This is a genomic window from Pseudomonas sp. lyk4-R2A-10, assembly GCF_030209075.1.
Classification (GTDB): Bacteria; Pseudomonadota; Gammaproteobacteria; order Pseudomonadales; family Pseudomonadaceae; genus Aquipseudomonas; species Aquipseudomonas glycinae.
In genome coordinates this window covers 1-14,795 of record NZ_JARVSR010000013.1, presented here as the reverse complement: position 1 = coordinate 14,795, position 14,795 = coordinate 1, and the positions used below count along the sequence as shown (strand labels likewise).

15 protein-coding genes are annotated in these 14,795 nt (G+C 58.6%); 10 read left to right on the top strand and 5 right to left on the bottom strand.

Annotated features, from left to right (window positions below):
* The first annotated feature begins 19 nt into the window (after positions 1-19).
* Positions 20-871 (top strand): ChaN family lipoprotein, encoded by an 852-nt coding sequence (locus tag QRN46_RS23665; protein ID WP_285357608.1) that lies wholly within the window; start codon positions 20-22, stop codon positions 869-871.
* A 226-nt stretch (positions 872-1,097) separates the two neighbouring features.
* Here QRN46_RS23665 and QRN46_RS23660 read toward each other — a convergent pair whose 3' ends face one another.
* The 4 genes from QRN46_RS23660 to QRN46_RS23645 form a co-directional block, all read right to left on the bottom strand.
* Positions 1,098-1,889: a Crp/Fnr family transcriptional regulator gene (locus tag QRN46_RS23660; protein ID WP_285357607.1), complete on the bottom strand. Its 792-nt coding sequence runs from the start codon at positions 1,887-1,889 to the stop codon at positions 1,098-1,100.
* A gap of 15 nt (positions 1,890-1,904) precedes the next feature.
* On the bottom strand, positions 1,905-2,177 hold the full coding sequence (locus tag QRN46_RS23655) for a TfoX/Sxy family protein (RefSeq protein WP_003228231.1): 273 nt from the start codon (positions 2,175-2,177) through the stop codon (positions 1,905-1,907).
* Between the two features lie 220 nt (positions 2,178-2,397).
* Positions 2,398-2,742, bottom strand: coding sequence for a pentapeptide repeat-containing protein (locus QRN46_RS23650; RefSeq protein WP_007959639.1), 345 nt, complete (start codon positions 2,740-2,742; stop codon positions 2,398-2,400).
* A 91-nt stretch (positions 2,743-2,833) separates the two neighbouring features.
* Positions 2,834-4,390 carry a bifunctional aminoglycoside phosphotransferase/ATP-binding protein gene (locus QRN46_RS23645; protein WP_011335957.1) on the bottom strand — a complete coding sequence of 519 codons (1,557 nt, stop codon included), beginning with the start codon at positions 4,388-4,390 and terminating at the stop codon, positions 2,834-2,836.
* Between the two features lie 118 nt (positions 4,391-4,508).
* On the opposite strand from QRN46_RS23645, the gene mrcB reads away from it, so the two are divergent.
* Genes mrcB through QRN46_RS23630 form a run of 3 tightly spaced genes read left to right on the top strand, consistent with a single transcriptional unit; the run spans position 4,509 to position 7,931 of the window.
* The gene (gene mrcB / locus QRN46_RS23640; RefSeq protein WP_011335956.1) at positions 4,509-6,833 is read left to right on the top strand and encodes a penicillin-binding protein 1B; all 2,325 of its coding nucleotides are present in this window, start codon (positions 4,509-4,511) and stop codon (positions 6,831-6,833) included.
* Between the two features lie 16 nt (positions 6,834-6,849).
* Complete coding sequence (locus tag QRN46_RS23635; RefSeq protein WP_011335955.1) at positions 6,850-7,596, top strand: tetratricopeptide repeat protein; 747 nt, start codon at positions 6,850-6,852, stop codon at positions 7,594-7,596.
* A complete protein-coding gene (locus tag QRN46_RS23630; RefSeq protein ID WP_011335954.1) occupies positions 7,596-7,931 on the top strand; it encodes a YqcC family protein in 336 nt (111 codons plus the stop codon). The genes QRN46_RS23635 and QRN46_RS23630 overlap by 1 nt, the downstream gene beginning before the upstream one ends.
* An 18-nt stretch (positions 7,932-7,949) precedes the next feature.
* On the opposite strand, the gene QRN46_RS23625 is transcribed toward QRN46_RS23630, so the two are convergent.
* The gene (locus tag QRN46_RS23625; RefSeq protein ID WP_011335953.1) at positions 7,950-8,366 is read right to left on the bottom strand and encodes a DUF4124 domain-containing protein; all 417 of its coding nucleotides are present in this window, start codon (positions 8,364-8,366) and stop codon (positions 7,950-7,952) included.
* A gap of 400 nt (positions 8,367-8,766) precedes the next feature.
* Between QRN46_RS23625 and QRN46_RS23620 the strand changes: the two genes are divergently transcribed.
* The 6 genes from QRN46_RS23620 (at position 8,767) to msrQ (ending at position 14,755) form a co-directional block, all read left to right on the top strand.
* The gene (locus tag QRN46_RS23620) at positions 8,767-10,491 is read left to right on the top strand and encodes an acetolactate synthase 3 large subunit (protein ID WP_011335952.1); all 1,725 of its coding nucleotides are present in this window, start codon (positions 8,767-8,769) and stop codon (positions 10,489-10,491) included.
* 2 nt (positions 10,492-10,493) lie between these two features.
* Positions 10,494-10,985, top strand: a complete 492-nt coding sequence (gene ilvN, locus QRN46_RS23615; protein ID WP_003205610.1) for an acetolactate synthase small subunit — start codon at positions 10,494-10,496, stop codon at positions 10,983-10,985.
* A gap of 48 nt (positions 10,986-11,033) precedes the next feature.
* Positions 11,034-12,050: a ketol-acid reductoisomerase gene (ilvC, locus tag QRN46_RS23610; RefSeq protein WP_007959661.1), complete on the top strand. Its 1,017-nt coding sequence runs from the start codon at positions 11,034-11,036 to the stop codon at positions 12,048-12,050.
* 148 nt (positions 12,051-12,198) lie between these two features.
* Positions 12,199-13,056: a CDP-diacylglycerol--serine O-phosphatidyltransferase gene (gene pssA, locus QRN46_RS23605; protein WP_285357606.1), complete on the top strand. Its 858-nt coding sequence runs from the start codon at positions 12,199-12,201 to the stop codon at positions 13,054-13,056.
* Between the two features lie 62 nt (positions 13,057-13,118).
* Positions 13,119-14,132 (top strand): protein-methionine-sulfoxide reductase catalytic subunit MsrP, encoded by a 1,014-nt coding sequence (gene msrP, locus QRN46_RS23600; RefSeq protein ID WP_221615869.1) that lies wholly within the window; start codon positions 13,119-13,121, stop codon positions 14,130-14,132.
* The gene (msrQ, locus tag QRN46_RS23595) at positions 14,132-14,755 is read left to right on the top strand and encodes a protein-methionine-sulfoxide reductase heme-binding subunit MsrQ (protein WP_221615868.1); all 624 of its coding nucleotides are present in this window, start codon (positions 14,132-14,134) and stop codon (positions 14,753-14,755) included. The genes msrP and msrQ overlap by 1 nt, the downstream gene beginning before the upstream one ends.
* Positions 14,756-14,795 lie beyond the last annotated feature (40 nt).

Below are 14,795 nucleotides of genomic sequence, written 5' to 3'. Positions count from 1 at the left end.
CATCATCGAGGGTGAGGGTATGCGCGGGATTTTGCTGTTGGCGGTGTTGTGGCTTGCGGGTTGCCAGCATGTTGCGGCGCCGCCGGTCGTGGGCGAGATCCGTGATTTGCGAAGCGGCGAGCGTCTGACGGCGCAGCAATTACTGACGCAACTGAGCAGACCGGCGCGGGTGATTATTGGCGAGCAGCATGACAACGCCGATCACCATGCCCTTCAATTGTGGTTGTTGCAGAACCTCGAAGAAAAGCGCCCCCAAGGCAGTCTTCTGCTGGAAATGCTGACGCCCGATCAACAGTCGCGGGTTGATGACGTGCGCCATGCCGCAACGCTACCTGCCGATCTCCCTGCTGCATTGGCCTGGCAGGACGGTTGGGACTGGAATCTCTACGGCCCGATTGTGCGGTTCGCCCTGACGCAATCCTGGCCGTTGCTGGCAGCCAACCTCGATAACATCGAAATTCGCGCGTTCTATCGCGATCCTCCGGTTCTGAGCGGGGAGCGCAGCAACGCTAAATTTGTGAAAGAAACGCTGTTGGAGCAGATCGGCGATTCTCACTGCGGCTTGCTGCCGTCAGCACAAATGCCGGCGATGCTGGCTGTTCAGCAGCAACGGGATCGGCGAATGGCATCGCGTTTATTGGCGGCCCCCGCGCCTGCCTTGTTGTTGGCGGGTGCTTATCACGCGCGCAAGGACGTGGGGGTGCCGCTGCATGTGCTGGATCTGGGCGCGCCCGAGGCGCCGACGGTGCTGATGCTGGCGGAGCAGGGCAGTCAGATTACGGCGGCGATGGCTGATTATGTCTGGTTCACAGCGACCAAGCCGAAACCGGATTATTGCGCCGAGATGCGTAAGCAGTTCGGCAAGAAATGACTTTTCCACAGGCAAAAAAAGACCCGGTAAAAACCGGGTCAAATAACCGTGATTAGCCTGATGAGGAGATAATCTGAGAGTCCGAACCAAGGGCTTTTCAGAATATCGACTGATCTCGCGATCAGTTGTGATAATCATAGCGATTCTCATTACCAAGTCAACTGCTGTTTTTTCATTTCTGTCGTTTTGTCCCGGCAATGGCGTAAACGCCCCGTGAATACCGGCGTCAGGTCTGGCTGTTAAATCCCGTGAGCTGCTTGTTGAGCTGGTCGATACGCCGCGCCATGCTTTCGATCAGGCTGTGGGCGATTTTCGGATTGGTGCGGGTCATGCTCAGAAACTGATCGCCGGGAATCAGCATCACCGTGCTCGCTTCCCGGGCAATGACCGTTGCGTTGCGCGGTTCGCCAGTGAATACAGCCATTGCGCCGAAGATCTCATCCTTGGGCACATCGCCTACCTTGTGCCCATTAACAAACGCTTCGGCGTGTCCTTCGATAATCACGAACACATGGTCGGCGTCATCGCCCTCGCGGATCAGAATGTCTCCGGCGTCGACCCGCTTGAAACCATTGGTGCTGCGAAACTCACGCGGCTTGAACTCGGCTACCGCGTGCGCCAGTAGTGCCATTTGTCCGAGCAGATAGCGCAGAAATTGCTCAGAGCGCGAGGTTTCTCCATACACATGTTGAAACAAATCGCTTCGGCGATAGGGCAGTAATGTCAGCGGGTTGTCTGAGTACAGCGTGCAATCCGCCCATTCCGGACCCTGTTGCAGGCCGATCAAATCGCCCTCATGCCAATAGAACAGACCACGTCCACCCAGCCGGCCGGTGATGACACCCTGCGTGAGTAAGAACAAATGGTCGTCCGGCAAACGTGCCAACAGATCATCCGTGGCTTCCAGTTCCAGGGCCAGCCCGCACGGCGCCAGGCCTTCGAGCCATTGCGCAGGCAAGCTCTGCAAGTGGTTGATCAGTGCATCGGCCTGGGCCGATTGTTCCCCGAGCAGGTACATGGCGGTCAGTGCCCGTCAGTTCTTGTGGCGAGAGGAAATGGCTTCGAGCTGCTTGTTCAAAGCATCCTTGCGTTCGGCGGGAATGTCGTTCCAGTGCACATCCATCAGCGCCCCTTCGATCGCGTACAACAACACCTTCGACGCCCGAAACCCGCGAGTGCGCACGGCCCGGTAGGCATCCACCGCGCCCAGGCGACGCAGATCCGAGGCGCTATGGATGCCCACGGCATGCAGCCATTGCGCCGACGTCTTGCCAAGATTCTTCAGGTGTTGCAGTTCATCATTCATCAAGCCTCCTTGCGACGGCCGAATGGTGCGTGGGCGAGCTTCTCAGGAGTGTAGCCATCAGTAGGAAAAGCGTGGTTGTTTGGTCGGATTCAACGCAAACGCTTCTAAGAAACGTCAGTTTTTGCTGATGAATAACGGGAGGAGGGCGAGGGAGGATTACGAATGGCACGCAGTCCAGCGCAAAGCGGGGGCGCTGGACGAGTTTGGGGGGGGCCGAGACTCAGCGAGTGCGATAACGCAGGCGCGTACCGAAATTCATCGACATCAGGATTTCGTCCGCACTCAGCTCCGGCGGGAAGTAGGCCCCGGAGATCTGCGCATGAGCCAGGCTCGCGCCTTCCAGCGAAGCGTTGCGAAAGTCGATGCCGCGCAGGTCGGCGGAACGGAAGTAGGCGTCCCGGAAGTCCACGCCATCGGCGTTCAGTTCGCGCAGGTCGAGGCCGCGAAAGTCACCGCCCACCATGTCGATCGGGCCGTCTTTCGGGCGTTCATTGTTGAAACCTGTGATGTCGTCTTTGTGCAGCAAGGCATAAAGCGGGGTGTCGAGAAGTTTCGGCTGGCTCATGTCAAATCACCTGTTGGTTTTATGACGCCAGTATAGTGCCACTATTTGACGGCCGTGAAGCGGGCGAGGGCTTCACGGCCGAAATAGTTTCTTACAGACCTGGCAGGCGCTGGCGGATCTGCGCCACAACGGTGTCCAGGGTGCCGGACTCATTGGTCTGCACGCGTTTGCTGCGCAGGATTTCTTCCGGCGTCAGGGCTTCGCGGTTGGCCTGTTGTGCTTCGATCACGGCAAGGGTCGCGTCGGACGGATCCTTTTTGTCTGCCTGACGAATCGCCAGCCAGCTCTCGATCACTGCCTGCGGAGCGTTGCAGTCAAGGATCAGGAAAGGCGTGCCAGTGGCTTCAGCGACTTTGGCGGCGTTGTCGCGTTGTTCGCGCTTGAGGTAAGTGGCATCGATCACCACCGGGAAACCGGCGTGCAAAATCACTTCGGCAATTTCATGCAGACGCGCATAGGTTGCAGTGCTGGCGTCGGTGCTGTAGATCCCGGCCTGAACATCATTGGCAACGGTTTGCTCACCGAACAGGCGCTTGCGCTCGACATCGGAACGCAGGCGGATCGCGCCCAGTGCTTCGACCAGACGCATGGCAACGTGGCTTTTACCGACAGCGGAAACGCCATGGGTGATCGCCATGAAGCGCGAAGGAATGGTGCTGTAGCTTTCCGCCAGGTTGGCGTAGTTGCGGTACTGGCGCAGGGTGGTGGCGCGCTGCACCGGTGTCGCGTCGGCCGGCATGCTGAACAGTGCGACTTTCGCACGCACCAGCGCACGGTACGCTTTGTAGAAGTTCAGCACTTCCAGGCCTTGATAGTCGCCGGTCAGTTCCAGGTATTGGCTGATGAAACGACGGGCCAGGGATTTCAGGCCACGGTCTTCAAGGTCCATCGCCAGGAAGCCGGTGTCGGCCCATACGTCGGTGAAGCGGAACGGTTCGTTGAATTCGATGCAGTCGAAGATCACGACCTTGCCGTCGATCAGCGTGGCGTTGCCCAGGTGAATGTCACCGTGGCATTCGCGAGTGAAACCGTCGGTCTTGCGTTGGGCGAACAGCGGCTTGAGGCGATCGAAGCTGCTTTCAGCCCATGCTTGCAGAGCGTCGAGTTGCAGCAGATCGTTCTTGTCGCTGAGGAACGGCAGGATCTGTTCGAAGTTCTGGCGTACCGGCGCCATCACGCTTTCAGGCGTGCCGGCATCGTGCTCGGCCGGGACTTTCGGCGCGTTGAGGTGGAAGCGGGCGATTTGCTCGGCCATCGCGTCGATGTGCGCGGTGGTCAGCTCGCCGTTGGCTTGCAGGGTGCTGAGCAGGCCGGACTGCGGGAACTGACGCATTTTCAGCACGTACTCGATGGCCGGGCCGTCGCCACCCAGTTGCGGGGCTTCGGCGCTGCCGGTCACTGGAATCACTTCCAGATACAAATCTTCGGTCAGGCGCTGGTTCAGGCGCAGCTCTTCACCGCAGAAGTGCTCACGGGATTCGAGGCTGGTGAAGTCGAGGAAACCGAAGTTCACCGGTTTCTTCACTTTATAGGCGTAGGGACCGGTGAGCAGTACCCACGAGATATGGGTTTCGATGACCTGGAACCCTTCGACGGGATGCGGGTAGAGGGCCGGGTTTTGCAGGGCAGCGATCAGGGACTGGCTCACGGACGATCCTTCAGAGACTGGGGGAAGTTCAAGGCGCTCATTATGGCCGCTCGCCAGCCCGACGCAAACCTCGGAGCGCTCCTGTTGAGTATGAATAAAGTGCGTATAATCCGCCGCCATGACTCGTACTCGATCCCCCCGTACCCCTAAAAAACCAGCTTCCCGGGGCCTGCGCCCATGGTTGGGCTGGGCCCTTAAACTCAGTCTGGTCGGCCTTGTGGTGCTGGCCGGCTTCGCCGTTTACCTCGATGCGGTGGTGCAGGAGAAGTTCTCCGGCAAGCGCTGGACCATCCCGGCCAAGGTATACGCGCGTCCGCTCGAGCTGTTCGTCGGACAAAAGCTGAGCAAGGACGATTTCCTCACCGAACTCGATGCCTTGGGCTATCGCCGCGAAGCTGTGAGCAACGGTCCCGGCGCGGCGGCGGTCAATGGCAACACGGTTGATCTGAACACCCGTGGCTTCCAGTTCTATGAAGGCCTCGAGAAACCGCAGCCGGTGCGCGTGCGTTTCTCCGGCGATTACGTGGCCGAACTCTCGGCGACCAACGGTTCGAAGCTTTCCGTGGTGCGCCTGGAGCCGCTGATGATCGGCGGTATCTACCCGAAAAACCTTGAAGACCGGATTCTGATCAAGCTCGATCAGGTGCCGCCGTATCTGCTGGAAACCCTGGTCGCCGTGGAAGACCGGGATTTCTACAGCCACTGGGGCGTATCGCCGAAATCGATTGCCCGCGCCGTCTGGGTCAACACTTCGGGCGGCAAGATGACTCAGGGCGGCAGTACGCTGACCCAGCAACTGGTCAAGAACTTCTACCTCACCAACGAACGCAGCCTGACCCGCAAGCTCACCGAAGCGATGATGGCGATGCTGCTCGAGCTGCATTACGACAAAAAGGAAATCCTCGAGGCTTACCTCAACGAAGTCTTTGTCGGTCAGGACGGTCAGCGTGCGGTGCACGGTTTCGGTCTGGCCAGCCAGTTCTTCTTTGCTCAGCCTTTGTCCGAGCTGAAGCTGCACCAGGTCGCGCTGTTGGTCGGGATGGTCAAAGGCCCGTCCTATTACAACCCGCGCCGCAATCCGGAGCGGGCGCTGGAGCGACGCAATCTGGTGCTCGACGTGCTTGAACAGCAGGGCGTCGCTTCCGCCGAACAAGTGGCTGCCGCGAAGAAAATGCCGCTGGGCGTAACCACGCGCGGCAAGCTGGCCGACAGTTCGTTTCCGGGTTTCATCGATCTGGTCAAGCGCCAGTTGCGTGAAGACTACCGCGACGAAGACTTGACCGAAGAAGGCCTGCGGATTTTCACCAGCTTCGATCCGATTCTGCAGATGAAAGCCGAAGCGTCGGTCAACGACACTTTCAAGCGCCTGTCCGGTCGCAAGGGTTCCGACGACGTGGAAGCGGCGATGGTCGTTACCAACCCGGAAACCGGCGAAGTCCAGGCCATGATCGGCAGCCGTCAGGCGAGTTTTGCCGGGTTCAACCGGGCACTGGATGCGGTGCGGCCGATTGGCTCGCTGATCAAACCGGCGGTTTATCTGACGGCGCTGGAGAAGCCGAGCCAGTACACGTTGACCAGTTGGCTGTCGGACGAGCCGCTTTCAATCAAGGGTGCGGATGGTCAGGTCTGGAAACCGCAGAACTATGACCGCCGCTCCCACGGTACGGTGTTCCTGTATCAGGGGCTGGCACATTCCTACAACCTGTCGACCTCGCGCCTCGGTCTGGCGGTTGGCGTTCCGAATGTCCTCAAGACGCTGGGTCGCCTGGGCGTGACCCGCGAGTTTCCGGCGTTCCCGTCGATGCTGCTCGGTGCGGGCGGAATGACCCCGATTGAAGTCGCGACCATGTACCAAACGCTTGCCAACGGTGGTTTCAATACGCCGATGCGCGGGATTCGCAGCGTGCTGACTGCCGACGGCGAACCGCTCAAGCGTTATCCGTTCCAGATCGAGCAGCGTTTCGATCCGGCCTCGATCTATCTGATCCAGAACGCCATGCAGCGGGTCATGCGTGAAGGCACCGGCAGTTCGGTTTATAACGTGTTGCCAAGAACCCTGACGCTGGCGGGCAAGACCGGCACCAGTAACGATTCGCGCGACAGCTGGTTCGCCGGCTTCAGCCAGGATCTGCTGGCGGTGGTCTGGCTCGGCCGCGACGACAACGGCAAGACGCCGTTCACCGGGGCCACCGGTGCGTTGCAGGTCTGGACCAGCTTCATGCGCAAGGCCGATCCGCTGCCGCTGGACATGCCGCAACCGGATAACGTGGTGCAGGCCTGGGTCGATTCGCGTACCGGCCAGGGATCTGATGCCAACTGTCCGGGCGCCGTGCAGATGCCGTATATTCGCGGCAGCGAACCGCCACCCGGCGCCTCCTGCGCGGGCGAAAGCCCGGCCTCGGGCGAGTCGGTGATGGATTGGGTCAAGGGCTGGATGAATTAAGCAAAGAGGGTTTCAAGTGAACAAGTGGTTGATTCCAGCGGTGACCGCCGTGGCTTTGCTCAGCGGCTGCTCCACCGTACAGCGTGGTTCGATCCCGGTTGTGGACTCCGGCACCGCCGTGTCCAACAGCGAGCGGATTTCGGCCAATGGCGGTTTCCGTCAAACGACGGTGAAACGTCCTGCACAGGCCCAGGCTCAGGCGATCCCGCAAGGCGATACCGGTGTGGTAGTGATGGTGCCGGGCGGCGCAGCGGCTTCGGCGCCGATCAGCACTTCGCCAATCGTTCCGGGCCCGGCGTCCGGTGGCATCACGCCGGGGCCGTATAACCCTTCGCCGGTCGAGTCGGCGCCGATCAGCTCCGGCAGTTACAGCATGCCTTCGACGCCGAGCGGCATTCCTTCGGCCAGCAGCGGTGGCGGTCTGTCTGCCGATGAGCAGCTGGACGGCCCGGTTCTCGCACTGTTGACCACTGCGCAACAGCAGCAGGCCGGTGGCGACCTCAATGGTGCGTCCTCCAGCCTGGAACGCGCCCAGCGTGTAGCGCCGCGCGAGCCGCAAGTGCTTTACCGTCTGGCGCAGGTGCGCATGGCCCAGGGCGATGCGCCGCAAGCCGAGCAGACCGCTCGTCGCGCACTGACCATGGCCAATGGTCGTCCGGACTTGCAGGCCAGTCTGTGGGAATTGATCGCTCAGGCACGTGAGAAGCAAGGTGATTCCGCCGGCGCCACTCTGGCCCGTCAGAAGGCCAAGGTTTCGCTGTGATGGACAGTCGTTTCTCCAAGGTCGCCGATCAATTGCTGTTGATCGAGCGTGAACTGCGCGCCCAGGGCTGGTGGGATGACGTCCAGCCCTCGGTCGAAGCCCTGAGCAGCGTCGAGCCGTTTTCGGTCGACACCCTCGATTTCGAGCAGTGGCTGCAATGGATCTTCCTGCCGCGGATGAAGATTATTCTTGAGCAGAATCTGCCATTGCCCAATGCCTCGGGCATTCAGGAAATGGCTGAGATGGTCTTCGCCCAGCGCAATCTGCAGGGCAAGGATCGGCAGCTTCAGGTGTTGCTCAAAGAGTTCGACCTGCTGATCACCGCTTCACGCTGAACCGGGAGCTGCCAGTCGTTACTGGCAGTTTTCCGCTATCTGTTTCTTTGCCTCTTCAGTACGTTGCTGGCGCTGCTCGTCATTCAGCCGCCGCAATTCTCCCTCCACTTCCTCCCTCAAGCGCGGATTGTTCTGCAGTTGCGCGAGATTCGTTCGCGCCTGTTCGCAAAATGCCTTGAGTTGGTTCTGCTGCTCCGCCACTTGCTTCTTGACCTTGTCATCGATGGCTTTCTGATCGCCCAGCGCGCCGCTGCCAGGCAGTGCCGCTGGTTTGGGTGCGGTAGAGGAGGGCGTCTTCACGGCGGTGGATGACTGCCCTTGTGGTGGCTGTTGATCGAAATGGGTGACCCCCTGGGCATCGACCCATCTGTAGATCTGACCGGCCATACACCATGGGCTGACGCTGATTAGCAGAGTTAAGAGAAGCGTTCGCATGCTGATTCCTTGGCAAAACTGCGCAATTGAAGCTAACAGAGTAGCGGTTTCCGGGTTTTTTCTTGCGTTCTCATGTGCTTACCCACAATTAAGCACATTGACGGCTTGACTTGCAGAGGGCGAAACAGAAGAATCCAAAGTCCGCTGTACAGGGACTGCCAGAAGCAGACCCTCTCGGCAGATCATGAGGCGCATATCCGCGTCGACCTGTTACACCCGCAACGCGTTACCTCGCGCTGGGTGGGAAAGGCCCGCAACACTTGGGACGATCCCAATACTTGCTCAGTCAGTGCTGACGTAGTCGGCGACCACCGTCGCTCATGCTCTGCCGAGAAGTAAACCTATTAAGACCCGTTCGCTTTTTTGTGGACGGTATTCTGGCGTTTTAGAGGTGAACAACGTGGAGCTTTTATCTGGCGGTGAGATGCTCGTCCGCTTTTTGCGTGACGAAGGCGTCAAATATATCTACGGGTACCCGGGTGGTGCTCTCCTTCATGTTTACGATGCCCTGTTCAAAGAGCCGGAAGTGACTCACATCCTGGTTCGCCACGAACAAGCGGCTACCCATATGGCTGACGGCTACGCCCGTGCCACCGGTAAAGCCGGCGTGGTATTGGTGACTTCCGGTCCAGGCGCCACAAACGCCATCACCGGTATCGCCACCGCCTATATGGACTCGATTCCAATGGTGATCATTTCCGGTCAGGTGCCAAGCACCATGGTCGGCACCGATGCGTTCCAGGAAACCGACATGATCGGTATCTCACGGCCGATCGTGAAGCACAGCTTCATGATCAAGCACGCTTCGGAAATCCCGGAAGTCATGAAGAAAGCCTTCTACCTGGCGCAATCCGGTCGTCCGGGCCCGGTCGTGGTCGATATCCCGAAAGACATGACCAACCCGGCCGAGAAGTTCGAATACATCTTCCCGAAGAAAGCCAAACTGCGTTCCTACAGCCCGGCCGTTCGCGGTCACTCCGGGCAAATCCGCAAAGCGGCAGAAATGCTCCTGGCGGCCAAGCGTCCCGTGCTGTACTCCGGCGGTGGCGTGATCCTCGGCAACGGCTCCGCGCCGCTGACCGAACTGGCAAAAATGCTCAACCTGCCGGTTACCAATACCTTGATGGGCCTGGGTGCCTATCCTGGCACTGATCGTCAGTTCATCGGCATGCTCGGCATGCACGGCAGCTATACCGCCAACCTGGCGATGCACCATGCCGACGTGATCCTGGCGGTCGGTGCGCGTTTTGACGATCGCGTGATCAACGGCGCGCCGAAGTTTTGCCCGAACGCCAAGATCATCCATATCGACATCGACCCGGCTTCGATTTCCAAGACCATCAAGGCCGACGTGCCAATCGTTGGTCCGGTGGAGAGCGTCCTGACCGAAATGGTCGCGATCCTCAAGGAAATCGGCGAAACCCCGAACAAGGAAGCCGTTGCCAGCTGGTGGAAGCAGGTTGATGAATGGCGCGGTGATCGTGGCCTGTTCCCTTACGACAAGGGCGACGGCAGCAAGATCAAGCCACAGACCGTGATCGAGACCCTGTGCGAAGTGACCAAGGGCGATGCCTTTGTGACCTCGGACGTGGGCCAGCACCAGATGTTTGCTGCGCAGTACTACAAGTTCAACAAGCCTAACCGCTGGATCAACTCCGGTGGCCTGGGCACGATGGGCTTTGGTCTGCCGGCCGCGATGGGTATCGCTTTGAGCTTCCCTGACACCGATGTTGCGTGCGTCACCGGTGAAGGCAGTATCCAGATGAACATCCAGGAACTGTCGACCTGCCTGCAATATGGTTTGCCGGTCAAGATCGTCATCCTGAACAACGGTGTTCTGGGCATGGTTCGTCAGTGGCAGGACATGAGTTACGGCAGCCGTCACTCGCACTCCTACATGGAATCCTTGCCTGACTTCGTCAAGCTGGCTGAAGCCTATGGCCACGTCGGCGTGCGCATCACCGAATCGAAAGATTTGAAGTCGAAGATGGAAGAGGCGTTCGCCATGAAAGATCGCCTGGTGGTGATCGACATTTCGGTCGACACCAGCGAGCACGTCTATCCGATGCAGATCAAAGACGGCTCCATGCGCGATATGTGGCTGAGCAAGACGGAGCGTACCTAATCATGCGGCACATTATTTCCTTGCTTCTGGAAAACGAACCCGGTGCTTTGTCTCGCGTAGTCGGCCTGTTCTCGCAGCGCAACTACAACATCGAAAGCCTGACCGTGGCGCCAACCGAAGACCCGACCCTGTCGCGTCTGACGCTGACCACCGTCGGTCACGATGAAATCATCGAGCAGATCACCAAAAACCTGAACAAGCTGATCGAAGTGGTCAAGCTGGTGGACCTGTCGGAAAGCGCTCACATCGAGCGCGAACTGATGCTGGTCAAGGTCAAGGCCACTGGCGCTCAGCGCGCCGAGATCAAACGCACCACCGATATTTACCGTGGACAGATCGTCGACGTCAGCGCCAGCGTGTATACCGTTCAACTGACCGGTACCAGCGACAAGCTCGACAGCTTCATTCAGTCCATCGGCACCGCATCGATTCTGGAGACCGTCCGCAGTGGCGTCACCGGTATTGCCCGCGGCGACAAAGTACTCAGCATCTAAACCAAATTAGCGAATGGCCTGAACGGCCTGGATATAAAGGGGAAATTCATGAAAGTTTTCTACGATAAAGACTGCGACCTGTCGATCATCCAGGGCAAGAAAGTTGCCATTATCGGTTACGGCTCCCAAGGCCACGCCCAGGCGTGCAACCTGAAAGATTCCGGTGTCGACGTTACCGTCGGTCTGCGTAAAGGTTCGGCTACCGTTGCCAAGGCTGAAGCCCACGGCCTGAAAGTGACCGACGTAGCTGCCGCTGTTGCCGGTGCCGACCTGGTCATGATCCTGACCCCGGACGAGTTCCAGTCCCAGCTGTACAAGAACGAAATCGAGCCGAACATCAAGAAAGGCGCCACCCTGGCCTTCTCCCACGGCTTCGCGATCCACTACAACCAGGTTGTTCCGCGTGCCGACCTCGACGTGATCATGATCGCGCCAAAAGCCCCGGGCCACACCGTGCGTTCCGAGTTCGTGAAAGGCGGCGGTATCCCTGACCTGATCGCGATCTACCAGGACGCCTCGGGCAACGCCAAGAACGTTGCGCTGTCCTACGCCGCTGGCGTTGGTGGCGGTCGTACCGGCATCATCGAAACTACCTTCAAGGACGAGACCGAAACCGACCTGTTCGGCGAACAAGCCGTTCTGTGCGGCGGTACCGTCGAGCTGGTGAAAGCCGGTTTCGAAACCCTGGTTGAAGCTGGCTACGCGCCGGAAATGGCCTATTTCGAGTGCCTGCACGAACTGAAACTGATCGTTGACCTCATGTACGAAGGCGGTATCGCCAACATGAACTACTCGATCTCCAACAACGCTGAATACGGCGAGTACGTGACGGGTCCGGAAGTGATCAACGCCGAATCCCGTCAGGCCATGCGCAACGCCCTGAAACGTATTCAGGACGGCGAATACGCCAAAATGTTCATCAGCGAAGGCGCAACCGGCTACCCTTCGATGACCGCCAAGCGTCGTAACAACGCCGCTCACGGTATCGAAATCATCGGCGAGCAACTGCGCTCCATGATGCCGTGGATCGGTGCCAACAAGATCGTCGACAAAGCCAAAAACTAAGTCGTCGAACCTTGTATGAAAAAAACGCGGCCTCGGCCGCGTTTTTTCGTATGGGCGTGCGGTTCTGGTATAAAGCTGCATCGTTTGTGGCCGAACCGTCGTCCCAGACACCTGTCGAAAATGTCCAATCCGTTGCAAGGTACTGTCCATGAGCGAACGTCCCGAAGAGCCGAACCAGGCTTCCGACGCCGAAAGCCTGCTGCCCATCGATGAGCACATCGAAGAAGGGCATGACGCAGAAGGCCGTAAAGTCCGGCATCGTGGTATCTATCTTCTGCCAAATCTGTTCACCACTGCGAACCTGTTCGCAGGGTTCTATTCCATCATCAATTCGATGAGTGCCCAGGCTGCGTTGAGCGCCGGTGACTCGGCGAATGCGAGCAAGTACTTTGCCTTTGCCGCCATCGCGATTTTTGTCGCCATGGTGCTCGACGGTCTTGATGGTCGCGTAGCGCGCATGACCAATACCCAAAGTGCCTTCGGCGCCGAGTACGACTCGCTGTCGGACATGGTCGCCTTTGGTGTCGCGCCGGCATTACTGGCATTCGGCTGGGCGCTGGGTGACATGGGCAAGGTCGGCTGGATGGTTGCCTTCATCTATGTGGCGGGTGCGGCGTTGCGTCTGGCGCGCTTCAACACTCAGGTGGGTACCGCCGACAAGCGCTACTTCATCGGCCTGGCCAGCCCGGCTGCTGCCGGTGTGGTCGCGGGGATTGTCTGGGCGTTCAGCGATTACGGGATCCAGGGTTCGAAGATGTCGTTCTTGGTCGCGTTGATGGTGGCGGCCGCCGGCATGCTGATGGTCAGCAACATCAAGTACAACAGCTTCAAGGAGCTGGATCTGAAGGGGCGGGTGCCTTTCGTGGCGATCCTTGCAGTGGTGCTGGTGTTTGCTGTGGTGTTCAGCGATCCGCCTCGCATTCTGCTGCTGGTGTTCCTCGCCTATGCCGCTTCGGGCCCGGTGCAGTATCTGTTGCATCTTCGTCGTCACAAACACGCCGATTGATGTAATTTCCCTCATACTCCGCAGTCTATGGTGCATCTGTCCTCCAAAGCTGCGGAGTTGCCATGCTGATCAAAGTCCCCAAAGCGTCCGATTGCCATGAGTCGGACGTCACGCCTGAATCCATTTATCTCTCTCGCCGGCAATTGCTCGGAGCGACCGCGGCTGGTTTGGCCATGAGCAGTCTGCCGCGCTGGGCCAGTGCCGAAGAGGCTGCCCGCTATGCCGATGTCGAGGCCGGAAAGGCGCCCGCCTGGTTCACCGAGAAACTGCCCTCTGTCAAATGGGGCGCGGTGAGCGTCAAGGATGAGGCGATCACACCTTTCAAAGACGCGACCCATTACAACAACTTCTATGAATTCGGCACCGACAAGGGCGACCCGGCGGCCAATGCCGGTTCGTTGAAAACCGAACCGTGGAGTGTTGTCGTGGACGGGGAGGTCGGTAAACCGGGGCGTTATGCCCTGGAAGACTTCATGAAACCGTACCAGTTGGAGGAGCGTATCTATCGCCTTCGTTGTGTCGAGGCGTGGTCGATGGTGATTCCCTGGATCGGTTTCCCCATTTCGGCGTTGTTGAAGCAGGTTGAGCCCACTTCCAATGCCAAATACATTCGCTTCGAAACCTTGCAGGATCCGAAGAGCATGCCCGGACAGCGTTCGGGATTTGCCTTGATCGATTGGCCATATGTAGAAGGCTTGCGTCTGGATGAGGCGATGAATCCCTTGGCGATTCTGGCGGTGGGTATGTATGGCCGTGAATTGCCAAACCAGAACGGTGCGCCGTTGCGTCTGGTGGTGCCGTGGAAGTATGGCTTCAAGAGCGTCAAATCCATCGTGCGGATCAGTCTGGTCAGCGAGCAGCCGAAGACAACCTGGCAAAGCATTGCGGCGGATGAGTACGGGTTCTATGCGAATGTGAACCCCACGGTCGACCATCCTCGTTGGACTCAAGCGCGGGAGCGGCGACTGCCTAACAGTCTGTTCAAACCGAATGTGCGTGATACGCAGATGTTCAACGGTTATGCGGACGAGGTCGCTTCTTTATATACAGGGCTCGATTTGCGGAAGAACTACTGATGCGATATCCGATCTGGCGCGTAGGTGTTTTCCTGGCTGCGGCGATCTGGCCGCTGTTGTGGTTCTATCAGGCCTTTGCGGATCTGCTTGGGCCTGATCCCGGGAAAGTCCTGGTTGATCGGCTGGGACTTGGGACATTGGTGTTGCTGTTGATCACCCTGAGTATGACGCCGCTGCAGAAAATTACCGGCTGGGCCGGGTGGATTGCTGTGCGTCGGCAGTTGGGGCTCTGGTGTTTCGCCTATGTGGTTCTGCATCTTTGCAGCTATATGGCGTTCATCCTCGGTTTTGACTGGTCGCAACTGGGTGTCGAGTTACGTAAGCGTCCATACATTATTGTGGGTGCTCTGGGTTTTCTGGGGCTACTGGCATTGGCGGTTACCTCCAACCGATATAGTCAGCGTCGTTTGGGTACGCGCTGGAAAAAGTTGCACCGGCTGGTGTACGTGATTCTGGGGTTGGGACTGCTGCATATGTTGTGGATTGTGCGTGCTGATCTTAAGGAGTGGGCAATCTATGCCTTTATAGGTGTTTTCCTTTTGGCGCTGCGTATTCCTCCCTTGACCCGCCGGATCCCGCGTTTGATGGGTAAAAAGCAGGTTTTTCAGGAAAAGCGAAATTAAGGGTTGACGGCAGATTCTGAGTCTCTATAATTCGCCCCAC